Annotated in this window: 24 protein-coding genes; 13 read left to right on the top strand and 11 right to left on the bottom strand. The window is 61.6% G+C overall.

Annotated elements, in window-relative coordinates; genetic code table 11:
- Nucleotides 1-59: 59 nt before the first annotated feature.
- Nucleotides 60-1,715 (bottom strand): thiamine pyrophosphate-dependent enzyme, encoded by a 1,656-nt coding sequence (locus ACIOU9_RS15515; protein ID WP_105657924.1) that lies wholly within the window; start codon nucleotides 1,713-1,715, stop codon nucleotides 60-62.
- A 368-nt stretch (nucleotides 1,716-2,083) separates the two neighbouring features.
- Between ACIOU9_RS15515 and ACIOU9_RS15510 the strand changes: the two genes are divergently transcribed.
- The 3 genes from ACIOU9_RS15510 (at nucleotide 2,084) to ACIOU9_RS15500 (ending at nucleotide 5,776) form a co-directional block, all read left to right on the top strand.
- Entirely contained in the window at nucleotides 2,084-3,613 is a 1,530-nt protein-coding gene (locus ACIOU9_RS15510; RefSeq protein WP_402697471.1) for a sodium:solute symporter, read from the top strand.
- A gap of 593 nt (nucleotides 3,614-4,206) precedes the next feature.
- Nucleotides 4,207-4,488 (top strand): helix-turn-helix domain-containing protein, encoded by a 282-nt coding sequence (locus tag ACIOU9_RS15505; protein WP_133834948.1) that lies wholly within the window; start codon nucleotides 4,207-4,209, stop codon nucleotides 4,486-4,488.
- A 1-nt stretch (nucleotide 4,489) separates the two neighbouring features.
- Nucleotides 4,490-5,776 carry a HipA domain-containing protein gene (locus ACIOU9_RS15500; protein ID WP_133834949.1) on the top strand — a complete coding sequence of 429 codons (1,287 nt, stop codon included), beginning with the start codon at nucleotides 4,490-4,492 and terminating at the stop codon, nucleotides 5,774-5,776.
- Here the strand turns inward: ACIOU9_RS15500 and ACIOU9_RS15495 are convergent.
- The 4 genes from ACIOU9_RS15495 to ACIOU9_RS15480 all read right to left on the bottom strand — a co-directional run bounded on the left by ACIOU9_RS15495 (nucleotide 5,757) and on the right by ACIOU9_RS15480 (nucleotide 8,252).
- Nucleotides 5,757-5,870 carry an NUDIX domain-containing protein gene (locus tag ACIOU9_RS15495; RefSeq protein WP_286172329.1) on the bottom strand — a complete coding sequence of 38 codons (114 nt, stop codon included), beginning with the start codon at nucleotides 5,868-5,870 and terminating at the stop codon, nucleotides 5,757-5,759. The two genes, ACIOU9_RS15500 and ACIOU9_RS15495, sit on opposite strands and share 20 nt — an antisense overlap.
- Before the next feature lie 15 nt (nucleotides 5,871-5,885).
- Complete coding sequence (locus ACIOU9_RS15490; RefSeq protein WP_402697469.1) at nucleotides 5,886-6,044, bottom strand: hypothetical protein; 159 nt, start codon at nucleotides 6,042-6,044, stop codon at nucleotides 5,886-5,888.
- A 109-nt stretch (nucleotides 6,045-6,153) separates the two neighbouring features.
- The gene (locus ACIOU9_RS15485) at nucleotides 6,154-7,443 is read right to left on the bottom strand and encodes an adenylosuccinate synthase (protein ID WP_133834950.1); all 1,290 of its coding nucleotides are present in this window, start codon (nucleotides 7,441-7,443) and stop codon (nucleotides 6,154-6,156) included.
- A 155-nt stretch (nucleotides 7,444-7,598) separates the two neighbouring features.
- Nucleotides 7,599-8,252, bottom strand: a complete 654-nt coding sequence (locus tag ACIOU9_RS15480; RefSeq protein WP_105657920.1) for a Pr6Pr family membrane protein — start codon at nucleotides 8,250-8,252, stop codon at nucleotides 7,599-7,601.
- A gap of 176 nt (nucleotides 8,253-8,428) precedes the next feature.
- On the opposite strand from ACIOU9_RS15480, the gene ACIOU9_RS15475 reads away from it, so the two are divergent.
- Nucleotides 8,429-9,238, top strand: coding sequence for a MerR family transcriptional regulator (locus tag ACIOU9_RS15475; protein WP_332503703.1), 810 nt, complete (start codon nucleotides 8,429-8,431; stop codon nucleotides 9,236-9,238).
- Here the strand turns inward: ACIOU9_RS15475 and ACIOU9_RS15470 are convergent.
- Nucleotides 9,223-10,458, bottom strand: a complete 1,236-nt coding sequence (locus ACIOU9_RS15470) for an ROK family transcriptional regulator (protein WP_332488375.1) — start codon at nucleotides 10,456-10,458, stop codon at nucleotides 9,223-9,225. The genes ACIOU9_RS15475 and ACIOU9_RS15470 overlap by 16 nt on opposite strands.
- Before the next feature lie 130 nt (nucleotides 10,459-10,588).
- Between ACIOU9_RS15470 and xylA the strand changes: the two genes are divergently transcribed.
- Genes xylA through ACIOU9_RS15450 form a run of 4 tightly spaced genes read left to right on the top strand, consistent with a single transcriptional unit; the run spans nucleotide 10,589 to nucleotide 15,090 of the window.
- Nucleotides 10,589-11,776, top strand: coding sequence for a xylose isomerase (gene xylA / locus ACIOU9_RS15465; protein ID WP_105662643.1), 1,188 nt, complete (start codon nucleotides 10,589-10,591; stop codon nucleotides 11,774-11,776).
- Between the two features lie 41 nt (nucleotides 11,777-11,817).
- Complete coding sequence (gene xylB / locus ACIOU9_RS15460) at nucleotides 11,818-13,245, top strand: xylulokinase (protein ID WP_133834953.1); 1,428 nt, start codon at nucleotides 11,818-11,820, stop codon at nucleotides 13,243-13,245.
- Between the two features lie 9 nt (nucleotides 13,246-13,254).
- Complete coding sequence (locus ACIOU9_RS15455) at nucleotides 13,255-14,523, top strand: FAD-binding protein (RefSeq protein ID WP_133834954.1); 1,269 nt, start codon at nucleotides 13,255-13,257, stop codon at nucleotides 14,521-14,523.
- Between the two features lie 33 nt (nucleotides 14,524-14,556).
- Complete coding sequence (locus ACIOU9_RS15450) at nucleotides 14,557-15,090, top strand: TetR/AcrR family transcriptional regulator (protein ID WP_133834955.1); 534 nt, start codon at nucleotides 14,557-14,559, stop codon at nucleotides 15,088-15,090.
- A 118-nt stretch (nucleotides 15,091-15,208) separates the two neighbouring features.
- Here the strand turns inward: ACIOU9_RS15450 and ACIOU9_RS15445 are convergent, their stop codons facing one another.
- Complete coding sequence (locus tag ACIOU9_RS15445) at nucleotides 15,209-15,448, bottom strand: hypothetical protein (protein WP_133834956.1); 240 nt, start codon at nucleotides 15,446-15,448, stop codon at nucleotides 15,209-15,211.
- Nucleotides 15,449-15,633: 185 nt separating this feature from the next.
- Nucleotides 15,634-16,041 (bottom strand): helix-turn-helix domain-containing protein, encoded by a 408-nt coding sequence (locus ACIOU9_RS15440; RefSeq protein WP_128470770.1) that lies wholly within the window; start codon nucleotides 16,039-16,041, stop codon nucleotides 15,634-15,636.
- Nucleotides 16,042-16,128: 87 nt separating this feature from the next.
- On the opposite strand from ACIOU9_RS15440, the gene ACIOU9_RS15435 reads away from it, so the two are divergent.
- Complete coding sequence (locus ACIOU9_RS15435) at nucleotides 16,129-16,533, top strand: RidA family protein (protein ID WP_133834957.1); 405 nt, start codon at nucleotides 16,129-16,131, stop codon at nucleotides 16,531-16,533.
- A 121-nt stretch (nucleotides 16,534-16,654) separates the two neighbouring features.
- On the opposite strand, the gene ACIOU9_RS15430 is transcribed toward ACIOU9_RS15435, so the two are convergent.
- The 3 genes from ACIOU9_RS15430 to kynU all read right to left on the bottom strand — a co-directional run bounded on the left by ACIOU9_RS15430 (nucleotide 16,655) and on the right by kynU (nucleotide 20,171).
- On the bottom strand, nucleotides 16,655-17,278 hold the full coding sequence (locus tag ACIOU9_RS15430) for a thymidine kinase (RefSeq protein WP_133834958.1): 624 nt from the start codon (nucleotides 17,276-17,278) through the stop codon (nucleotides 16,655-16,657).
- A 106-nt stretch (nucleotides 17,279-17,384) separates the two neighbouring features.
- Nucleotides 17,385-18,767, bottom strand: coding sequence for an amino acid permease (locus tag ACIOU9_RS15425; RefSeq protein ID WP_402697466.1), 1,383 nt, complete (start codon nucleotides 18,765-18,767; stop codon nucleotides 17,385-17,387).
- A 123-nt stretch (nucleotides 18,768-18,890) separates the two neighbouring features.
- Complete coding sequence (kynU, locus tag ACIOU9_RS15420) at nucleotides 18,891-20,171, bottom strand: kynureninase (protein ID WP_332731524.1); 1,281 nt, start codon at nucleotides 20,169-20,171, stop codon at nucleotides 18,891-18,893.
- Nucleotides 20,172-20,334: 163 nt separating this feature from the next.
- Between kynU and ACIOU9_RS15415 the strand changes: the two genes are divergently transcribed.
- From ACIOU9_RS15415 to ACIOU9_RS15400, 4 genes are all read left to right on the top strand, one after another.
- Nucleotides 20,335-20,784: an Lrp/AsnC family transcriptional regulator gene (locus tag ACIOU9_RS15415; RefSeq protein WP_133834961.1), complete on the top strand. Its 450-nt coding sequence runs from the start codon at nucleotides 20,335-20,337 to the stop codon at nucleotides 20,782-20,784.
- A gap of 72 nt (nucleotides 20,785-20,856) precedes the next feature.
- Nucleotides 20,857-21,294 carry a hypothetical protein gene (locus tag ACIOU9_RS15410; protein ID WP_133834962.1) on the top strand — a complete coding sequence of 146 codons (438 nt, stop codon included), beginning with the start codon at nucleotides 20,857-20,859 and terminating at the stop codon, nucleotides 21,292-21,294.
- Nucleotides 21,278-22,735 carry a sensor histidine kinase gene (locus ACIOU9_RS15405; protein WP_402697464.1) on the top strand — a complete coding sequence of 486 codons (1,458 nt, stop codon included), beginning with the start codon at nucleotides 21,278-21,280 and terminating at the stop codon, nucleotides 22,733-22,735. Before ACIOU9_RS15410 ends, ACIOU9_RS15405 begins: the two co-directional genes overlap by 17 nt.
- On the top strand, nucleotides 22,732-23,400 hold the full coding sequence (locus ACIOU9_RS15400; protein ID WP_133834963.1) for a response regulator transcription factor: 669 nt from the start codon (nucleotides 22,732-22,734) through the stop codon (nucleotides 23,398-23,400). The genes ACIOU9_RS15405 and ACIOU9_RS15400 overlap by 4 nt, the downstream gene beginning before the upstream one ends.
- Nucleotides 23,401-23,408: the final 8 nt, after the last annotated feature.

The raw sequence follows: 23,408 nt of genomic DNA, 5'->3' as shown, positions 1-23,408 counted from the left end.
ACGACACCCGCTGGAATTATACGTCGCAGACCCGACTGTTCGCTGAGCGCACCCAGTGCCTAGTAGGCCTTGACTCCCTGCTCTACCACCAAATGGATCAACGCGAATTTCTTGTTCTCGTCAATGGCCTTCAGCGCATTTTCCAGGGCAGCCGGGACATCTGAATCATTCTCGACGCGGACGCCGAACCCGCCGAAGGACTGCGCCATCAGCGCGAAGTCGGGGTTGGCCAACTGGGTTCCGGAAACCCGTTCCGGGTACTGGCGTTCCTGGTGGGTGCGGATGGTGCCGTACTGCTGGTTGTCCATGACGATCACCAGCGGGGTGGCGCCGTACTGGGCAGCGGTAGCCAGCTCCTGGCCATTCATCAAGAACTCGCCGTCACCTGCGATGGTCACCACGCGGCGCCCCGGGTAGTTCAGCGAAGCGGCGACGGCGGAAGGAATCGAGTAGCCCATGGAACCGTTGCGTGCCGAGAGCATCGAAGCGTAGCCGTTGGTTGGGAAGTAGCGGTGGGCCCAGTTGGTGTGCTCGCCAGCGCCGAAGGTCACCAGGGCGTCTTCGGGCAGGGATCCAACCAGATTAGCCATCATGGTCGCCATCCTCGCCTGGCCCGCGGAAGGCTGCGCTGGTGGAAGTTCGGCGAACTTCTCCTGCTCGCCGCGCATCCGGGAAGTCCACTCCTTCCAGGATTCCTTGACCGGCAAATCCATCAGCAGCAGGTCGCGAACGAAGACATCGGGCTTGGCGACAATCTGGTGCGATACCGGGCCGGAACGTCCGCGCAGCGACGGGTCGATGGTGACCAGGAAGTTCTTCTTGTCCCAGTTCTGGCGGACATTGAAGCCGTCGGTGATGACGTCGCCTGGAACCGTGCCGACGAAGATCAGCAGATCAGTCTCTTCCAGCAGGTCATAGGTCGGCTTGGGGCGGCCGTAGCCGATCGGGCCAACATAGGATGGCGAGTTGAAAGGCACGGTACCCTCGCAACGCCATTCGGCAGCGGCTGGCAGGTCGTGTTCCTCGAGCCAACGAGTGAAGTCCGCGGCGCCTTCGTGGGACCAGTCGTTGCCGCCGAAAATGAACAGCGGCTTATCCGCTTCCTGCAAGGCAGTATTCAGCGCCTTCCAGTCGGTCACGGTCATGCCGCCGGTAGCCACCGGGATTTCCGGATGGACTTCGGCGGAAACTTCGTTGCGGATGATGTCTTCTGGCAGGCCGACGACCACCGGGCCCGGGCGTCCGGACATGGCAGCAAACATGGCCTCGGCGACGACTTCGCTGGCGCGATCGGCGTGGTCCAGGATCATCACGCGCTTGGCGCCGGTGCCGAACCATGCCTTGGGATCGAATTCCTGGAAGGCTTCCTTTTCACGGTGCTCGAACGGGATCAGCCCCACGAATAGCACCAGCGGGGTCGAATCCTGCCATGCGGTATGCAGGCCGACGTGGGCGTTGGCAGCTCCCGGGCCACGGGTCACCATGGCAATGCCGGGGCGCTGGTGCATCTTGCCTTCGGCTTCGGCCATGTAGGTGGCTCCACCTTCGTGGCGGCAGACCACGGTTTCGATTGGCGAGTTGTGCAGCCCATCAAGGACATCCAGGTAGCTTTCACCCGGCACCACGTAGGCGCGTTCCACGCCGTGCGCGGCAAGCGTGTCGACAATGACGTGTCCGGCCGACTTCTTTGTCAGGCCCTGACCATTTTCACTCATCTTCTAGGCGTCTTTCTGGTTTCGAGAAATCGTCTGACGCAACGGCGGAGAAAACGGCCCTGCTGGCCAATGATGCAACGCTGCGTCAACGTGAAACAGTACTAAACAAGCTGCGATTGCACACATTGCCGATCGAATGCTACGCATATGTGACACGATGCCGTATGTGAATCATATTTGAGTGCAAAATGTCTAGAAAGTTTCACTGAATGGAACGGTTTGCTTCGTCACATTGCGGCTGGCCAGAGCAGTGCGGTGGGCAATGTTCGCGATTTCCATTGATCGGCAGCGCCAGCGCTAGTAGCCTGTGATGCAACAAAAGTTTACTTAAGGTAAGCGCTGCTTTTATCCGGACATCGAGGTTCTCCATGGAATTCATCAACGGCGCGATTGTCGCCGCCTACCTGGCCGCAATGCTGGCCTTTGGCTGGTGGGGCAAATCCCGCACCAAGAACAGCAGCGACTATCTGGTGGCCGGCCGGCGCCTGGGCCCCTTCCTCTACACCGGAACCATGGCGGCGGTGGTGCTCGGCGGAGCCTCGACCGTGGGCGGCGTTGGCCTGGGCTACAAGCACGGGATCTCCGGCATGTGGCTCGTGGTGGCTATTGGCGCAGGCGTGATCCTGCTGTCGCTGGCTTTCGCCCCGACGCTGCAGAAGCTCAAGGTCTTCACCGTTTCGCAGATGCTGACCCTGCGCTACGGCAGCGCGGCGGCAACCAATACCTCCGGCATCGTCATGCTGGCCTACACGCTGATGCTCTGCGCCACCTCAACCAGCGCCTACGCCACCATTTTCGTGGTGCTCTTCGGCTGGGAGAAATGGCTGGCCATCGCCATCGGCGGCGCCATCGTAGTCATCTACTCCACTATCGGCGGCATGTGGTCCATCACCCTGGCCGACCAGGTGCAGTTCATCATCAAGACCATCGGCATCTTCGCCCTGATGCTGCCCTTCTCCATGCATGCCGCCGGCGGCCTGGATGGCATCCGCGAGCGCATGGGCGCCGAATTCTTCAGCTTCACCGGCATGGGGCTGCAGTCGATCATCACCTACTTCGTGGTCTACACCCTGGGCCTGCTGATCGGCCAGGACATCTGGCAGCGCGTCTTCACCGCCAAAACCCCGAAGGTCGCCCGCTGGGGCGGGATGACCGCCGGCATCTACTGCATCTTCTACGGAGCTGCCGGCGCACTGATTGGCATGGCCGCGAAGGTGGCGCTGCCGAACATCGCGGGCGCGGCGGAGAACAAGGACGTGGTTTATGCCGAGGTCGCCACTCAGCTGCTGCCAGTTGCGGTGGGAGGTTTGGTCATGGCCGCAGCCGTGGCCGCGATGATGTCCACCGCCTCCGGGGCGCTGATCGCCGCCGCAACCGTGGCCCGCACCGATGTCACCCCATTTGCGGCCAGCTGGTTCGGCAAGCGCGTGGAAGTGAATACCGATGAGAACCCCGAGCATGATGTTCGCGCGAACCGCATCTGGGTGATGGCGCTGGGCGTCGTCACGGTCACCTTGGCGATCCTGGTGGACGACGTGGTCGCAGCACTGACCATTGCCTACGACATCCTGGTGGGCGGATTGCTGGTGGCAATCATCGGCGGCCTGCTGTGGAAGCGCGGCAATGGCGCTGGGGCCACAGCCTCCATGGCGGCAGGATCAATAGCTACTTTGGGCACGATGATCATCTTGGAGATCCAGGCTGAGAACAAGTTCGACGGCGTCTACGCCAATGAGCCGATCTACTACGGTCTGATCGCTTCGGCAGCAGCGTTCATTGCTGTTTCGCTGTTGACCAAGTCGACGGACCGACAGGTGATTGAGCACTGGAACCTGCGCGTTGCGGGCAAGATCCAGGACGCTCCGGTCAATGCCACGGCACAAGAGCCTACGCTCTAGTCCGCCAAGAATACCGAGTGGAGCATATAAGATTCGAGCCCTGTGCCCAGCGGTGAAAACCGCTGGGCACAGTACTCGTTTTCTGTTCGACATCCAGCGCCCCAGAATAGGCTGCGCAGGAATCCAAGCGGAACATGAAATTATGAGTTCACAATTCAGCAGGACGCGTCTTTGCCGCACGGGAACTTAGAAACGGCAGTATTGCAGCGTTGGCATCTCGGCTTCTTTATCGCTCCCGCAGACTTGAAACCCTTTATTTCTGATCTGTCGTTGATGCTCATATTTTCATCACCCGAAATAGATGGTGTGGCAGCTGACCCAGGCCGATCATGATGATTGCCAGCACCACCAGCACGACCAGCTTGCTGGTGGTGCTGGCCTTTTGGCACCTTAGCGGTAATGCGCAGTTTTTTGGTCTTTAGTGGCACACAGTGATTAAAGATCAAATTTCTGGGCATTAATGCTCACCATGCGCTAATGCACAAGATTCTGCTCATTAAAGCCACTGACCTACTAAAGCGCAAAAATCAGTACATTATGATGTCATCGGGGTTAATTCACGATAAAATGGGCTTTAAGAGAAAGGCGGGCGCATGCGAAACGACCCCAAAGCCATAGGAAGCACCTTGCGCAAACAGCGCATCGACCTCGGACTGAGCCAAGAGGACGTCGCCGACCAGCTCGGCATCTCCCGCAACACCATCAGCGCGATCGAAAACGGCAAGCTCGGCAACGCCAACATCCTGCTCGAAATCATGTCCATCCTCGGCCTGGATCTGCTCATCGCCCCGCGCCACTCCGGCGAGACCAACGCCATCCGCAACAGCATGGCCCACAACGCCCGCAGCATCCACCACCGAGTCAAGAGGAGCTGAGGTGGCGGACCCACAGCTGGCACTATGGTTCGATGGAGTGCACACGGCCACCATCACCGATCACGGCTTCGGCACCATTTCCCTGCAGTACACCCCCGAAGCTCAAAACAGCAGCGCACTGCTGTCCACCAAGCTGCCCATCCGGGAAGAACCCTACCCCTGGGTCGAATGCGTCCACTTCCTGGACGGCCTGCTGCCAGAAGACGACATCCGCAAAATGCTCGCCGACAAGGCGAGAATCGCTCACGTGGACACCTTCATGATGCTCGGCGCCTACGGTAAGGACTGCGCCGGCGCCGTCCAAGTGCTCCCCCTGGGCGAAGAACCCAACAACGAACCGCACAATATCCGCTGGACCACCGCCGAGGAACTGGCCAAAGCCATCACCAACCTGCCCACAGCACCCCTGGGCATCGGCATCGACAGCTCCATCCGGGTGAGCCTGGGAGGACTCCAAGGCAAGCTGCTCGTAGTCCGCGACGGACCCCGCATCGGCATGCCCCTGGACGGCAGCCCCACCACCCACATCCTCAAACCCGCGCGGCTGAACGAAGACGGCACCGAACAATGGCCGTCCATCGCCGAGCTGGAACTGTTCGGCCTGAGGCTGGTCGAAGCCTCCGTGCGCCTGAGCCGCTCCAAACGCCAAATCGCCGCCGCCGCCGAAGTCATCACCGTCCAAGGCCGCAAAGCAATCCTGGTTGAACGCTACGACCGCGACGCCCAATCCGAACCTGTGCGGCGCATCCACCAGGAGGACTTCTGCCAAGCGCTCGGCATGAAGCAGAAGTACCAGAAACCCGCAGAGAAATCCCCCACGCTGAAGCTAATCGCCCAGGTCCTCACCGACAACGCTTCAAATCCTCCGCGAGAGCGCGAACTCCTGCTCAAATACCTGACCGTGAACTTGGCCTTGGGGAACTGCGACATGCACGCCCGGAACATCGGGCTGACCATCGACCGCGGAACCGTGCGACTGGCGCCGGCCTACGATGTGGTCCCCACCGCAGCATGGGAGCACGCCGACCGCGAGCTGTCCCTGCACGTAGGCGCCGGCGTGCACATCGACGAAGTCAACGGCAGGCACCTGATGGACGAAGTGTCCTCGTGGGGTATCCCAGCGAAAATTGCCGCCAGGCAGATCCGCGCCACTCTGGAAGCGATGCTGGATGCGCTCCCGGCGCTCATCGAGCAATCGCGCGCAGAAGGCTGGTTCACCCCCATGATCCTCGACGTTGCCGCTGACACCAGAAAACGGATCGACCGGCTCACCCCGCCAGGTACATAACAAGACACGGGGTTGTCCGTAGCTCCTCACTCACTTCTCGCACGGCCGCATCGATAGGAGGTCCGTCCGGCTCCGGCTTGCCACCCGGAAACATGAAAGATGCCGTGCCTCATTTGCGGCCTGTCAGAACCTGCCCGGCCTCATGCACGGCAATGCCCGCTGACAAGTAATCTGTTCCGGCATTCGAGTTTCTTCGTGATCCATCCACGTGCTGGTTGTGCATGTCCGAAGAAACCGCCATGCCCGCCATCCAGTCCGAGAATTTCATCTTGGGGTGCCTGAACCGCACTACCAGCATGTCTTAGGTTCTAGTGCACGAAAAGGAGCCGCCGCAGTTCATCAGCTGATGAACTGCGGCGGCTCCTTGGCTACAGGAACTAGTCCTTGATCAAATCGTGGCGCACGATCGTCTGATCGCGGTCCGGGCCTACGCCGATGGCGGAGATGCGGGTTCCGGAGATCTTCTCCAGGGCCAGGATGTAGTTCCGGGCGTTCTCCGGAAGATCTTCCATGGTCTGTGCGCCCGAGATGTCCTCGGTCCAGCCCGGGAAGTACTCGAAGATCGGCTTCGCGTGGTGGAAGTCGGTCTGCGTCATCGGCATTTCGTCGTGGCGCACGCCGTCAACGTCATAGGCCACGCACACCGGGATCTGCTCGATGTTGGTGAGCACGTCCAGCTTGGTCACGAAGTAGTCGGTGAAGCCGTTCACGCGCGAGGCGTGGCGAGCCAGCACGGCGTCGTACCAACCGCAACGACGCGGGCGTCCGGTGTTTACGCCGAATTCGCCACCGGTCTTCTGCAGGTAGAGGCCCATGTCGTCGAACAGCTCGGTAGGGAACGGACCAGCACCCACGCGGGTGGTGTAGGCCTTGATGATGCCGATGGAGCGGGTGATGCGGGTCGGGCCGATGCCCGAACCCACGGACGCGCCACCAGCAGTCGGGTTGGAGGACGTCACGAATGGGTAGGTACCGTGGTCCACGTCCAGGAAGGTGGCCTGGCCGCCTTCCATCAGCACGACCTTGTCCTCGTCCAGAGCCTTGTTCAGCTCGTAGGTGGAGTCGATGACCAGCGGGCGCAGGCGCTCGGCGTAGGAGAGGAAGTACGAGACGATTTCCTCGACCTCGACGCTGCGGCGGTTGTAGATCTTGACCAGCAGCTCGTTCTTCTGGCGCAGTGCGCCTTCGACCTTCTGGCGCAGGATGGACTCGTCGAAGACGTCCTGCACGCGGATGCCCAGGCGTCCGACCTTGTCCATGTAGGCGGGGCCGATGCCGCGGCCGGTGGTGCCGATGGCCCGCTTGCCCAGGAAGCGTTCGGTGACCTTGTCCATGGTCTGGTGGTACGGGGCCACCAGGTGGGCGTTGGCCGAAACGCGCAGCTTCGAGGTGTCGGCGCCGCGCGATTCCAGGCCGTCGATTTCTTCGAAGAGGGCTTCAAGATTCACCACGCAGCCATTGCCGATAATCGGAGTGGCGTTCGGGGAAAGGATGCCGGCAGGAAGGAGCTTGAGCTCGTACTTCTCGCCGCCTACGACCACGGTGTGCCCGGCGTTGTTGCCGCCGTTTGGCTTCACTACATAGTCGACCTTGCCACCGAGCAGGTCGGTAGCCTTTCCTTTGCCTTCATCGCCCCATTGGGCTCCGACGATCACGATTGCTGGCATGGGATCCTCCCCCTTGCTTAAAGCAGCGGTTGCGGCGTGCTTAGCGCCGTCCCGGCACGGTGCCGGACAAAAAATATGCCCCTGTCCTGCTCACTGAAACCTGAAGGTCCGTTGCAAGAGTTAGGGGCTCTTACGACCAAAGTTTACCGAAACGATTAGCGAATCTCGAGTTGCACGTCACGATGTCGCCCACGCAGGCCATAAGCGACAACCAGAAAAGCTATTCCCGCGAAGAGCACGGCAATGGAAACAACGTACAGGGCAATGACGGGGTATCCCTGATCCGGGTCGAGGAACGGGTAAGGAACCCATCCATCGGACGCTCCGCGAATCAGCACTACCCCGGTCCAGAGCAACGGGTAAATCAGCAATAGCGGCACTGCCCGGTAGGACAGGGAAGTACGGTCCCTGGCCAAGAGCCAATCGGCCAGAACCAGCAGGGGACCGAGAATATGCATTACCCAATTCGCCCAAGGAAGCGGAACCCCGCCTGCGGCCCCTAAGGGTGCCAGCAGCGTGAGGTAGATCAGCCCGACCACGACCATGCACACGCTCGCCATGGCACGCAGGCCCACAACCCAGCGGGGCATCGAAGCACCCTTGGCTAGGCCCATCAGTCCTGCGATAAGCCCGACCAGAACCACCACCAGATTCGACTGGATGGTGAAGTAGCCAAAGAAATTCAGTGGCTGCACCGGGCCCCGTGAGGCAGTGTCGGCGTAGGTCGCCACGATAGCGCCCAGGGTGGCCAGCGCCCACAGTATCCGAGCCAGGTTGAGGAAGCGCAAGGCGGTTTGACGGGTCTTCACCCTGGAAGACTATAGCCAGCTGCTGCCTCATCCAAGGATTCATGCGTAGCTGCTCGGAGATTCCGGAACTTTGCCGGCCGTCAAAACCGCCCGGGAGAACTCTCGCGATGCAACAATTATTCCAAAACCAGCCAAGGGCTTGCCCCTGACACAGTGTGAGGGCGGAGAACTGAAGCATGCTATCCATCGGGGCGTTTGCGCAGATCGGCCAGGTTACCCACCGCATGCTGCGGCACTGGGATACCGCCGGGGTGCTCAAGCCCGCCCACGTAGACCCGTGCAGCGGCTACCGTTCCTACGACCCTTCCCAGCTCCAGCGCTTGCATCAGATCGTGGCCTTGCGCGAGCTGGGTTTCGGCCTGGAAGAGGTTTCCCTGATCCTGGATCAGGGAGCCACCGCGGAAAAGATTGCTGAGCACTTGCAGAATCGTGCCGCGCAGGTCGAGGCCGAACACCGGCTGGCCACGCAGCGGCTGCAGGATGTGCAACGGCGCCTGCGCTTGATCTCAAAGGAGAATCTCATGTCACGCATTGAAATCATCCACAAGCCACTGCCCGCAGTGCGCTTGGCCGCAGGCCGCTTCACGGTGTCCGAGCAACCTGAAATCGCTGGTCGCATCGGCCCGCTCTTCGACAGAATCGCGCAGTCCATTCAGGGCCAAAGCCTTGCCACGCCCATTGCGCAATACAACGGAACTGAGGATGGAGTAGAGGTCATTGCCGGATACGCCACTAACGCTCCCAACCTCGCCGATGTCGAAATCATCGAGCTCCCCGCGGTGCCCGAAGCCATCTGCGGAGTGCACCTCGGCTCCATGGACACCATCCATGAAAGCTGGCAGGCCGTGCACGAAGAAGTCCTAGCCCGCGGTTTGGTTCCGACCGGTCCGTGCCGCGAAGTCTACGTGCGTGCCATCTCCGAAGACCAAGGTGATTGGGTGGCCGAACTGCAGCAGCCGGTAGGCGTTTCTCAACCCACCAGCTGATGCGGGGCCTCCAACAGGTCCCCCGCCACGCTGCGCGCGGCACCGACCAGCGCACCTGTTTGACCCAGCGGCGAGCACAGCAGTCGAGCCTGGCCGGCGATGCTCGGCGCGTGCATCTGGAGGCTGGCTTCCATGGCAGGACGTAGCCACTGTTCCAGGGCGGCAAAGTGCCCGCCAAAGACTACCGTGGAAACGTCATACAGGCGCATGGCCGAGGCCACCGCAATTCCCAAGGATTTTCCGGCCTCGGCTACCGCGCTCAGCGCGGGTTCGGTTCCGGTTTCCAGCGCTTGGAATAGCTGGTGGATCCGCCGTTGGCGCGAGGCGCTATCGACCATCGCCCCTAGATCAGCGGCAGCCAGGATCGCTTCCTGCCCGGCAATGGTTTCCAAGCATCCACGACCGCCGCAGCTGCAGGCCCTGCCCTCGGGGGCAATCACCACATGCCCGAGTTCACCGGCGTGTCCCTGGGGACCGGCAAAAAGTTCAGCGTCGATTATCAATCCGCCACCGATGCCCACTTCCCCGGAGACAAACAGGAAGTCGCGTTCTTGGACGTCCATCAACTGCTGCTGGGCCAGCGCTGAGGCGTTGGCTTCGTTAAAGAGCCTGAAGCGGGTTTTGGCGTCGGGCAGCAATGCTGCGACATCCAGGTCTTGCCGCTCCCAGCCGAGGTTAGGGGCCTGCAGGACGGTGTACCGCTCCTCGTTGACCAAACCAGGAACAGCCAACCCGCCGCCGAGAATCATTAGCCCTTGGGCCCGGGCGGCAGCTTGGAGCCTTTGACTCAGCTCTCCCAGCGCAGCGAGCACTTCGCTGGCTGTTGAGCTGTGGTTGGCACTGGGCAGGATTTCGTGTGCCAGCAGTTTGCCGCTGAGGTCCACCAGCCCGGCGGCTATGTAGTCAACGTTGATTTCCATGCCCATGACACAGCGTGCGGGGTTCAGGATGAGCCCCACCGAGGGCCGCCCGCGTTCCCCGTCGCGGTGCACGCCAATTTCGATAACTAGTCCGGCCGCCAGCAAATCGGCGACCAGGCTGGAGACCGAGGCCTTGGTGAGCTGGCTGAGTTGGGCGATATCGGCGCGTGATAACCGCTGGTCTTCCCCTGCGCCTGCGATCACCGATAGGACCCTGGCCAGGTTGGCTTTGCGCACGTCTCCGACGTTACCCGGGGCCGAAGAGCTTGCGGCACGGGCGCTAGACGCTGGTTGGCGCATGCCTTCTCCTTGAGAATTTATTGGGACGAATCGTTCACTGCTCGCTATTGACTCTAGCGCATCACCACCCATATAGTTCAGGACATAAACTAAATGGCATCAGCCAACCCCCGATCCAAGGATGCATCCCATGACTCTTCAGCCAACCGCCGCCGACCGCTTCACTTTTGGACTGTGGACCGTGGGATGGACCGGTGCCGATCCCTTCGGTGTCGCCACCCGCAAGAACCTGGATCCGGTGGAAGCTGTCCACAAGCTGGCCGAGCTCGGCGCCTACGGCATCACCTTCCACGACAACGACCTGATTCCTTTTGACGCCACCGCTTCCCAGCGCGAGCAGATCCTTTCGGACTTCCGTGCAGCACTCAAGGAAACCGGCCTGAAGGTCCCGATGGTGACCACCAACCTGTTCAGCCACCCGGTATTCAAGGATGGCGGCTTCACCTCCAACGACCGCTCGATCCGCCGCTTCGCGCTGGCCAAGGTCCTGCACAACATCGACCTGGCAGCCGAAATGGGCGCCGAAACCTTCGTCATGTGGGGCGGCCGCGAAGGCGCCGAGTACGACGGCTCGAAGGACCTGGCCGCGGCACTTGACCGCATGGGCGAAGGCGTGGACACCGCAGCCGGCTACATCAAGGAAAAAGGCTACAACCTGCGCATCGCGCTGGAGCCGAAGCCGAATGAGCCACGCGGCGACATCTTCCTGCCAACCGTAGGCCACGGCCTGGCCTTCATCGAGAAGCTGGAACACGGGGACATTGTCGGATTGAACCCGGAGACCGGCCACGAGCAGATGGCTGGCCTGAACTTCACCCACGGCATCGCCCAGGCGCTGTGGGCAGGCAAGCTGTTCCACATCGACCTCAACGGCCAGCGCGGCATCAAGTACGACCAGGACCTGGTCTTCGGCCACGGCGATCTGACCAGCGCCTTCTTCACCGTCGACCTGCTGGAGAACGGCTTCCCGACCGGCGGACCCAAGTACGATGGCCCCCGCCACTTCGACTACAAGCCATCGCGCACCGACGGCTACGACGGCGTGTGGGACTCGGCCAAGGCAAACATGTCCATGTACCTGATGCTCAAGGAACGCGCACAGGCATTCCGCGCAGACCCCGAGGTCCAGGAGGCGATGAAGCTCTCGGGCGTGTTCGAGCTGGGCGAGAGCACCCTGGACGCCGGCGAAACCGCGCAGCAGCTGATGGACGATGCGGCAAGCTTCGCCGACTTCGACGCCAACGCCGCAGCGCAGCGCAACTTCGCGTTCATCCGCCTGAACCAGCTGGCCATCGAGCACCTGCTCAACGCCCGCTAGACCGCTCACCCCCGCCCACCGCAGAAAGCAGCCGAAGAACAATGACGCTCGTTGCCGGCATAGATTCATCCACCCAGTCATGCAAGGTGGTCATCCGCGACGCCGCAACAGGCGCCCTGGTCCGCTCCGGCCGTGCCTCGCACCCCGATGGCACCGAAGTGGATCCGGAATCCTGGTTCAGCGCATTGCAGGAAGCGATCGCCCAGGCCGGGGGCCTGGACGACGTGGACGCCATCTCGGTGGGCGGGCAGCAGCATGGCATGGTGGTGCTCGACGCCAGCGGTGCGGTGATCCGCCCGGCACTGCTGTGGAACGACACCCGCAGCGCGCAGGCGGCCAGCCAGATCATCACCGAGGCAGGCCAGGGCGATGCCGCGGCGGGCGCCCAGTACTGGGCACAGCGCACCGGCACCGTCCCGGTCTCCTCGATCACGCTGACCAAGCTGCGCTGGCTGAGGGACAATGAGCCCCAGAACGCGGCCAAGGTCGCTGCCGTCTGCCTGCCGCACGACTGGCTGTCCTGGCGCCTGGCCGGCTACGGCCCGGGCTCCGGGGCAGCAGGGCTGGCCGCCCTGCGCACCGATCGTTCGGATGCCTCGGGCACCGGCTACTACCGTGCCGCCGAAAACGCCTATGACTACGAGGCGCTGGAGCAGCATCTGGGCCACGCCCCGATTCTGCCTACGGTCGCTGGCCCGCTGGAATCCATTGGCCGCACCACTTCCGGAGCACTGATCGGTGCCGGCGCGGGCGATAACGCCGCGGCCGGCTTGGGCGTAGGCGCCACGGTGGGCGACGTCGTCATGTCCCTGGGCACCTCCGGCACCGTCTTCGCGGTTGCCGATTCCCCATCGGCAGATGCCTCCGGCCTGGTGGCAGGCTTCGCCGACGCCACCGGCAACTACCTGCCATTGGTATGCACCCTGAATGCCACCCGCATCTTCGATGCCACCGCCACCCTGCTGCAGGTCAGCCTCGAAGAATTCAATGACCTGGCACTATCCGCCGTCCCGGGTAGCGACGGGCTGGCCTTGCTGCCCTACTTCGACGGCGAGCGCACCCCGAACCTGCCAGAGGCCACCGGCTCGCTGCATGGCATCACCCGAGCCAACTACACCGCCGCGAATCTGGCCCGCAGCGCCGTGGAAGCGGTGGTTTGCTCGCTAGCCGACGGCCTGCGCGCACTGGAAGCCCAAGGGGTTGAAGCGCAGCGCATCATCCTTGTCGGCGGTGGAGCGCAGTCCCGCGCGGTCCAGCAGATCGCCGCCCAGATCCTGGGATTGCCAATTTTGATCCCGGCCCCGGGCGAATACGTCGCCGATGGCGCAGCCCGCCAGGCGGCCGGCGTACTGGCCGGGGAATTCCCCAATTGGGCCCAGGGCACTGCCCAAGTCCCAGCGATGGAACTGGCCCCGCAGATACTGGAACGCTATCGCGCACTGGTTTCCAGCCAGTGGCTCGACAAGTAAGGATTAGCCGTGGAACTGCGCAACAAGGAACTGAACTGGGCCGGAAATCTTGAATACCGGGCCGCGCAACTGCTGTTTCCCGCCAGCCTCGAGCAGCTGCAGGATATTGTTCGCGCAGCCAAGGCCGTGAAGGTCCTGGGCTCCCGCCATTCCTTCAATGACATCGCCGATACCCGCGAAACCATGATCACGCTGGCCAAGATGCCGGAAGCCATCGAGATTGATGCGCTGGCCATGGCCGTGCGCGTCAGCGCCGGCACCACCTACGGCGCCCTGGCTGATGCACTTCAACGCGCCGGCTATGCCCTGCACAATCTCGCCTCCCTGCCGCATATCTCGGTAGCCGGCGCAGTATCCACCGGAACCCACGGTTCGGGCGAAACCCATGGCAACCTCGCCACCGCCGTGCGCGCAGTGGAACTGGTGCTGGCCGACGGCTCGCAACTGAGCGTGCAGCGCGGCGACGAGGATTTCAATGGCATCGTGGTCGGCCTGGGCGCGCTGGGCGTGCTGACCCACCTCACCTTGGATATCCTGCCGAGCTTCGAGATGCAGCAGACCGTCTACCAGGATCTGTCCTGGGACAAGGTGCTCGACGGCTTCGACACCATCCAGGCTTCGGCCTACAGCGTCAGCCTGTTCACTGACTGGAGCGGCGAGCAGGTAGGCCAGACCTGGCTCAAGCGCCGCGTCGGCGATGCGCTGGTAGAGCATTTTGACCAGGGCCGGTTCGGCGGGTTCCCGGCAACTGCTGCGATGCACCCGCTGCCCGGTGCCGATGGGTCCATCTGCAGCCAACAGCTCGGAGCAACCGGTCCATGGTCGGATCGCTTGGCGCATTTCCGCATGGACTTCACCCCCAGCGCCGGCGATGAACTGCAGACCGAATACCTGGTCCCGCGCGAGCACGCGGCAGAAGCGATCCAGGCCGTCCGCGGGCTTTCCCCCGCCATCACTCCCCTGCTGCTGGTCTCGGAAGTGCGCACCATTGCCGCCGATGAACTGTGGCTCAGTGGAAACTACGGCCGTGACGGCATCGCCCTGCACTTCACCTGGAAACCCCAGCAGGAGGCTGTCGAGGCGCTCCTACCGCGGATCGAGGAAGCACTGGCTCCTTTTGCGGCACGCCCGCACTGGGGCAAGCTCTTCGCAGCCACCTCTACGCAGCTGGCCGGGCTGTATCCGAAGTTCAACGACTTCATTGCATTGGCGCAGCGCCTGGATCCGTCCGGCAAGTTCCGCAACGACTTCCTGGACCGCACGGTGTTTGGAGCCTGAGCGCGCACAGGCGTTGCGACTAGACTTGTCACCATGGCATTGACTCAGTTAACGGTCGTGGACACCGCGGTCGGCATCCTGCAACAGTTCGGGTTGGCTGATTTGTCGATGCGCCGATTGGCCAAGGAACTCGATGTCCAGGTCGGTGCGCTCTACTGGCATGTGAAGAACAAGCAGGAGCTGCTGGCGCAGGTTGCCGCCCAGCTGCTGAATACCCCTGCGCTGTCGGTGGATGCCGAGGACTACAATTCCCCATCCGAGGCAATCCTGCAGCTGGCGCGCAAGCTCTACCTCGCGTTGCTGCCGATCCAGGACAGCCCCGAGGTCATCGAAGTCGCCACCGCAATGCAGGCCACCGAGCTCCAGCCGGTGCTGCAGCTTCGCACCCTGCTGGAAGCAGCAGGGCTGCCTGCCGAAAATGCCCGCCATGGACAGCAGCTTTTGCTGAACCACGTGCTCGGCTCGGTCGCCTACCGCCAGAACCTCGTGCAGCTCGATGTCGACGCGCCCCTGGCTGATGGCTTCGACTGGGGGCTGCGGCGGGCCGTTGCCGGCCTCATCGGCTAACGCCTCGCGCCGGGAATTCCCAGCTCTGCCAGCTCCCGCGCGCTAGCGGTCATTTCTCGAACTTCCTTTTTGGCCAAGGCAGCTTCCGGGTTATCGCTCAGGACCGAGACGTCCTCAATCAAACTTGCCAGGTAGTTCTTCGCTTCCCGCACCGAGTCGACAAGCAGCTGGGCTTGTCGAGCACCCGAGCGGCAGCGATCCATTCCTGCGCGAAGTCCCAGTACGGTTGGGCGTCCTGCGTGATCCGGTGGTGGTCGAGCTCTTCGACCAGCATGCCAGGGTCGTGGAGCACTGCCATGGCAACAGCCTCGGCAGTACGCCCTTGCTCGATCGCATCATGCATCAATTCCTTGTTCACGACTCCCTCCAGGAATCCCTGGTATTTGCCTGCGGCCGCAAGCGGGCGGTTGCTTCCGCAATGGGTTTGGGCCCTCTAGCTGTCCGGCATGAATCGGTGCCGATGAATATTCGATTCCGTGGCCTTCGGTACCGCACCTTCGAGAGATCCCGATGCGCCGGAAGCAGGGCCAGCGGGATGAACCTTCATTCTGGAGGTTCTTCCTGGAATGAGCCATCGCCGTTCTGTTCTTCGAGCTGGTCGTATCGTTCCCGCGCTTGTTCGATATCGGGCATATGGCTCACTGTCCAGTCGAGGAGCGCATCGATCGGTGCGCGCATGGTCTTGCCTATCGGCGCAACACGGTACTCGACTGCTACCGGACGGGAGCGCAATACCCTGCGGTCGATGACGCCATTTCGCTCCAGCCGGCGCAGCGTATTGGTCAAGGACTTCTGGCTCACTCCCGGAACGGCTCGCCGCAGCTCGTTGAATCGCTTGGGTGATTCGCAAAGCTGGCTCAAGACATGCAAAGACCACTTGTCCAAGACCTGGTCGAGCAGTTCGCGGTGGGAAGCCGATATGCCCAGCGGCGATTCGGAGGTTTCTTCCATTGCACCTAGTTTCGTTGCAGTTGCTTTTGTAGACCAAGTATAAGTTTTATACCTGCATCCAGCAGCGAACTACTGAAGGAGAATTCCATGCCAGTGAATTATTCAAGCCCCGCCGGGATGCTCCCCGGAACTCCCTACCACCACGTAGCGGTGGGATCCGGCACGCGGCATATCCACATCGCCGGACAGGTAGCCCACATGCCCGACGGCTCCAGGATCCCCGACGATTTGGCTGGCCAGGTGGCGCAGGCGCTACGCAACGTTTCCGCAGGCTTGAACTCGGCAGGGGCGGGGTTCCAAGACGTCGTCAGGCTGACCGTATACGTAACCGACTGGGAAACCAGCAAAATATCGGAGTTCATGCAAGGAGTCGAATCCGTCGCGGAGGAAATCGGGTTGCAGCTTCCAATGCCGCCTGCATCGCTGATCGCCGTGGCCCAACTGTACGAGCCAGCAGTTCTCGTGGAGATCGAAGCTACAGCGATACTCTGACCCGCAACGAAAACGCCGAATGGGCCGCGGCCAGCGCCTTACCCGGCTGGCCGCCACTGGGTGGACCGGCCGCCGGCGGCTATCGGCCGGCGCGAGGCTTCCGGTCCGAAAGGCTACCGAGCTAGCCCAGCTTGCCGCCGGAGGCTTCCAGATAGCAGGCAGCGCACAGCGACTCGTACCAGACCTCTTCACCGTCGATAGCGACCTGGTCTCCATCAAAAACAATGTGGTCACCCGATCGGCGGGTATTGAACATGGCCTTGCGCCCGCAGCGGCAGATGGTCTTCAGCTCTTCAAGCGAGTGCGCCAGTTCCATCAAGCGTGCCGAGCCCGGGAAGGCACGGGTGCGGAAGTCGGTACGGATACCGTAGGCAAGCACTGGGACATCATCGAGCACGGCAATGCGCAGAAGATCATCGACCTGGGTGCGGGAGAGGAATTGAACTTCGTCGACCAGCAGGCAGGCTACCGGCGGCGCATCCACATGCGGCAGCAAGGCATCAGGGTCATCGCCGAGGCAATGGGCCGCGAACTTCTCGCGGAGGTTCTCTTCCGGCCCCACGCTGAAGTCGACTTCGCGTTCGATTCCCAGGCGGGAAACGATTGATTTCTCGCCCTTGGTGTCAACCCCCGGCTTGGCCAGCAGGATACGCTGGCCGCGTTCTTCGTAGTTGAAGGCAGCCTGCAGCAAGCTCGTGGATTTGCCCGAGTTCATCGCTCCGTAGCGGAAATACAGCTTGGCCACCATTGCTCCTCGAAAGTTGCGGCGCCTGCCAACCGGCAGGCCCCTTAAGATCTTAGTGCCCGCTCCGCAGATCTCAAGCGAACCAGCACCGCGGACGACTGCCCTGCTACTTCGCCGCAGGCTGTTTCTTGCCGGCGAAAACCAGCCTGTAGAGCACCGACATTACGATGACGAAGGGAACACCGAAGATCAGGGTGTACTTGAATTCCGGCACGAAGAACGAGGTCACCAGCAGGCCGCCGAGCAGTACCGAGCCGAGAATCGACGCGGCCGGGTAGCCTGGCAGCTTGTACTCCAGGACGGCCCGGTCCAGGCGCACCTGGCGGCGGAAGGACACGTGGGTCACCAGGATCATGAACCACGTCGCCAGGGCACCGAAGGTAGCCAGCGACATCATGATGCCGAAGCCTCCCTCCGGAACCAGCGCGTAGACCAGTGCTGCCACGGCGATGCCTCCGGCAGACATCCACACCGCGTGGATAGGAGCGCCCGCGCTGTTGGTCCGGTGTGCCAGGCGCGGCGCGTGCCCGGAATCAGCCAGCGAATGCAGCATGCGGGTTGCCGCATAGAGCTGGGCATTCATGGCCGAGAGCGCGGCAATGATGAGCACGAAGTTCAGTACCGAATCGGCGAACGGGATACCCATCTGGGACATCACAGTGACAAATGGCGATCCGCCGGCCAGCAGTTCGCTGGTGGGCGCCACCGCGAGGATCAGGGCCATGGTGAACACGTAGAAGAGCAGCAAGCGCAGGAAGGAGACCTTGAAGGCCTTGCGTACGGCAATCTTGGGGTTCTTTGCTTCTGCGGCGGCAATGGAGATCGCCTCGATGCCCATGTAGGAGAAGATCGCCACGATGACAGCGGTCCACATGCCGAACAGGCCATTGGAGAAGAAGCCGCCTTCGGCCGAGTAGTTATGGAACCCGTATTGGTCGCTGGGGTCGTGGAACACCAGCCAGAGGGCAATGATGATGAACGCGACCACCGCGAAGACCTTGATCGCGGAGAACCAGTATTCGGTGGTTCCGAAGATCTTCACGCTGGAGAAGTTCACGCCCAAAAGCGCGGCCGAGAAGACAAGGACCCAAACCAGCCCTGGAATCTCGGGGAACCAGTACTGCATGTACTCGCCTACCGCGCTGACTTCGGTGCCCACGGCGAAGATCAGCGCCGACCAGTACAGGTACTTGGTCAGGTACCCGGCGAAACGTCCAAGATAGCGTTCGGCGTAGACCCCGAAGGAACCGGCTACCGGCTGCTTGACGGTCATTTCCGCCAATGCGCCCATGACCAGCAAGGCGACGACCCCGCCAATGAGGTAGCTGATGATCACCGAGGGACCGGCCATGGCGATGGCGAGCTTGCTGCCCGCGAAAAGACCGGTGCCGATGGCACTGCCCAGCGCGATCATGGACATCTGCCCAGGAGTCAGCGACTTCTTCAAACCCGAACCGACTTCAATGGCGCGTACCGGCTGCTTGCCCAACGATGCTCCCTTTAGACCTATGCGAACAGCACGGCATCGAAAATGCCGTGCTGCTGTTAAGGCTACTCTCGCGCAGATTCGCCGGCTTCGGCGCACCAAGACCCGAAAGCGGCGGAATTTGCGTTATGTCACGGCATTACGCACGGCGTACTCTTCGCGCTGCCAGGCATTGGTGTGCAGAATTTCACGCAGTTTCTCCACGGCATCCCAGATATCGGTACGCGTCAGGTACAGCGGGGTGATGCCAAAGCGCAGGACTTCCGGTTCGCGGTAGTCCCCGATGACGCCCTGGTCAATGAGCGCAGCGATGATTTCGTACCCATGCTCATGGCGGAAGCTGACGTGGCTGCCGCGAGCAGCATGTTCGCGTGGAGTCACCAGTTCCAGGCCGTAGCCGGCGCAGCGGGTTTCAACCAGCTCGATGAACAGGTCCACTAGCTCCAGCGAGTTGGCGCGCACCTTGTCCATGTCCGCTTCCAGCGCGATATCCAGGCCGACCTCGATCATGGCCAGTGAAGTAACCGGCTGGGTACCGCACATGAAGCGGCGAATGTCATTTGCTGGCGTGTAGCTGTCAGCCATCTCGAAGGGCGACTTGTGCGACCACCAGCCGGACAGCGGCTGCCAGAAACGTTCATGGTGGCGGGCATTGACCCAGATGAAAGCCGGAGAGCCCGGGCCGCCGTTGAGGTACTTGTAGGTGCAGCCCACAGCGTAGTCGGCATCTGCGGCATTCAGGTCAATCGGTACTGCACCTGCGGCATGGGCCAGATCCCAGACCACCAGGGCTCCGGAGCCGTGGATGGCTGCAGTGGTCTCGCCCATGTCCCACATGGAACCGGTGCGGTAGTTCACATGCGACAGAGCCACCACGGCGACAGTTTCGTCCAGTCCAGCGCGCAGCGAGGACTCTCCATCGATGAGCTTCACCTCATAGGCCACACCGGTTTCCTGCGAGAGCGAGTTGACCAGGTCGGCCAACCCCTCGGCGATATAGATGTCCGTGGGGAAATTGTCTCGTTCGGTGAGAATCACCCGGCGCTGCGGGGCATCGGCCTTCTGCGTGCGCAGTGCCGAGGCCAAGGCCTTGAACAGATTCAGCGTGGTGGTATCGGTGATCGCAGTCTCGCTGGGGTTCGCGCCCAGCAACCGCCCCAGCTTGTCGCCGAGCTTCAGCGGCATCTCGAACCAGCCGGCGGTGTTCCAGGAACGGATCAGGCCCTGGCCCCATTCTTCGGTCACCACCTGGGCGGCGCGTTCGGCTGCACCCTTCGGCAACGCGCCCAATGAGTTGCCATCGAGGTAGATGACGCCTTCCGGGAGGTTGAAGCGGTTGCCAAAGGCCACCAGCGGGTCTGCCGCGTCCAATTGGGCAAGGGACTCTCGGGTCAGTTCCGTGGTCATTGGATCTCCTGTTCGGCCAAGATCAAAGCGGGAGGACTTCCGTTCTCCCTGGTGCATCCATCGTAGAATCTAGTTCGATATAGTGCGACCAGATCCAAACTTTTCCAAAGAATTGAGTTGATTAGCCGTGGCAGGTTCATTATGGACGGTTCAAGGCGATGCCATGCCGAATCCTGTTCGCGTCGACGAAACGGATCTGTCCATTCTCACCGAGCTGAGCAAGGATGCTCGAATTGCCAACAACGTCTTGGCTGCCACAGTCGGCTTGGCGCCATCGACCTGCTTGGGCCGGGTGAAAGCACTCTCCAAGGCGGGGGTGATCACCGGTTACCATGCCGCGATCAATGAGCGTCTTCTTGGTGTTGCCGTCAACGCCATGATCTCTATTGTGGTCTCGTCCACAGCCCGAGACCGCTTGCTCTCCTCGGCGCATCAGCTCAAAGAGCTTGCCGAGGTCAGGGAAGTCTTCGTTCTTGGCGGCTCGCCGGATTTGCTGGTTCGGGTGGCTACCCAAAGCATCGAAGACCTACGGGCATTCGTGGCCGCGCACTTGGGCTCCAACCGCGCGTTCTCATCCACCCAGACGGTAATTATCTTCGAGCACCTGGCTTAGCCGAGACAGGCTTTTTGTCATCTAACGGCGTCTCTCATCTATATCTCATTTATTTCAGCCACAATGAAAAACATGGGAAAGGAAGCTTTGCGCCGCGTCTTTGCGACGATCGCTGTCATCGCAGTCGTTTTTCTTGGCGCGTTCGGAATCAGCCAAGCCTTGGAAGGCCCGGCGGACCGGGACCTCGGTGAAGGGTTCATCTTCGAAGAAGTGACTCCTTCCCCGACAATCGGCACACCTGGCACTCCTTCCTCTTCACCTTCTTCCTCGGCGGCTGAATCCCAAAAGCCGTCCTCCAGCCCGAGCACCTCTGCCAAGCCGACAACCTCGGAAAAGCCCAAGCCCAGCGCTACCCCGACACCGAAGCCCAAGCCGAAACCTCCAGCACCAGCACCGCCAAAGAAGACCGTTGTCCCGCTGCCTCCTTCGGGCACCCAGTATGACGACGATGACGACGATGACGATGACGACTACGAAGACTATGACGACGACGATGACGATGACGACTAGAGCGCCGGAACGCCGGTGGTCCATCCGGGCCCGAGTTCTGACCGGGATGATGCTCCTGGTTGGCTTGGCCTTGCTGGCAGCGGGTACGGCAAGCTTCGGCGTACAACGCCACGAACTCAATGAGCGCTTGGATGAGTCATTGACTCGCACCGTCAAGGAATTCGAAGTCCTCACCGAAACCGGTGTTGATCCGCGCACCATGGAACGCTTCAAGCACGCCGAAGACCTGCTGTACATTGCAATGCAACGCACCCTGCCTTCTCCGAAGCAGGGCATGCTCTCCCTGGTAAGTGACGAGGTGCGTTGGACCGCACCGGATATCGTCAACACCCGCCTGGAAGATGATCCGGAATTCCTGGAATGGGCCAGAAGCGTCCAGGACGCCAACCATATCCGCTTGGGAACTGTCGATACGGAAATCACGACCTACCGCGCCGTTGTTGTTCCGGTCAGCCTTCCTGCAGACCACGAGCACGGCGCCTTCGTGCTGGCCTATGACTACTCGGCAGAGGCCATCGCTAATGACCGCAATTTCATGATCTTCGGCGCCGTCGGCGCCTCGGTCATGCTCGTCGCCGCACTGGCCGCCTGGCTTGTGGTAGGACGGATGCTCGACCCGATCCGCCGCCTGCAAACTACCGCGCAACAGATTTCCGAGACCGATGTATCCCAGCGCATTGAAGTTTCGGGAAATGACGAGTTCGCCGAACTGACGGTCACGGTCAACGAAATGCTGGATCGCCTCGAAGGAGCACTCGGTTCCCAACGCCAGCTGCTCGATGATGTCGGGCACGAATTGCGCACTCCGGTGACTATCATCAACGGGCATCTGGAACTGATGGATCCCAACGATCCCGATGATGTTATCCAGAGCCGGGATATCGCGATGGATGAGCTCGGGCGCATGTCCTTGCTGATCAATGACCTGGTCACCCTGGCAAAGTCCAACCGCACCGATTTCCTCCAGGTGGAGCCTGCAGAAGTCGGCAAGCTGCTTGACGACATCCTCGACAAGGCCCGCGGTCTGGGGCCGCGTCAGTGGCGCGTTGACTACCGCACCGAGGCCACCGTGACTCTCGACCCGATCCGGACTACCCAAGCCATGCTGCAGCTCTGCGCCAACGCGGTGAAGTTCTCTGCTGAGGATACCCGCATCGGCTTGGGCAACGAGATCGTCCGCGATGGCCAAGGCAACACCACCTTGCGCTGGTGGGTATCCGATGCCGGCGTGGGCATACAGGCTGAAGATCTTGAACGTATATTCGAGCGCTTCGGACGTGGCCAGAACTCGGTTCGTTCTTCGGGGTCCGGTCTGGGGCTGAACATCGTGCAGGCCATAGCGGAGACCCACGGCGGACGCGTGTGGGTGAATTCGGAACATGGCAAGGGTTCCACGTTCTACATTGATATGCCGTTGACGACTGGAAGCAAGGAAGCATGAGCCAGATACTGATCATTGAAGATGAACCGCGAATCAGTTCGTTCGTAGCCAAGGGGCTGCGTGCTGCGGGACTGACCTCATCCATCGCAGAAACCGGGCATGATGGCTTCACCCAGGCCATCGAGGGTGATCATGAGCTGATCATCCTCGACCTCGGCCTGCCGGATGAAGACGGCTTCTCGGTATTGCGGCGTCTGCGCGCCGCGCAGATCGATACTCCGGTGATCATCCTGACCGCACGCGGCAGCGTGGAAGACACGGTAGCCGGCCTGCAGAACGGCGCCGATGACTACATGGCCAAGCCATTCCACTTCGATGAGTTGCTGGCACGGGTGCGCTTGCGCCTGCGCGCCGAGGACAATGCACCTGAAGTTTCCTCGCTGACCCACGAAGACCTGAACATGGACCTGCTGCGCCGCCGGGTGACGGTCAATGAGCGCGAAGTCGATCTTTCCGCGCGTGAATTCGCGCTGGCCGAAGCCTTCTTGCGCAACCCCGGCCAAGTGCTGAGCCGCGAGCAATTGCTTTCCAGGGTCTGGGGTTATGATTTCGACCCCGGATCCAACGTGGTGGATGTGTATGTCCGCTACCTGCGCAACAAGCTCGGCTCGGAACGCTTTGAGACGGTACGCGGATTCGGCTACCGACTCGCCTCGGAGCGGTAGCCGAATCC

Source organism: Glutamicibacter sp. NPDC087583, from assembly GCF_044743685.1.
Taxonomy (GTDB): Bacteria; Actinomycetota; Actinomycetes; order Actinomycetales; family Micrococcaceae; genus Glutamicibacter.
The sequence above is the reverse complement of the archived record's forward strand: the minus strand, read 5'-3'. Positions and strand labels throughout refer to the sequence as shown.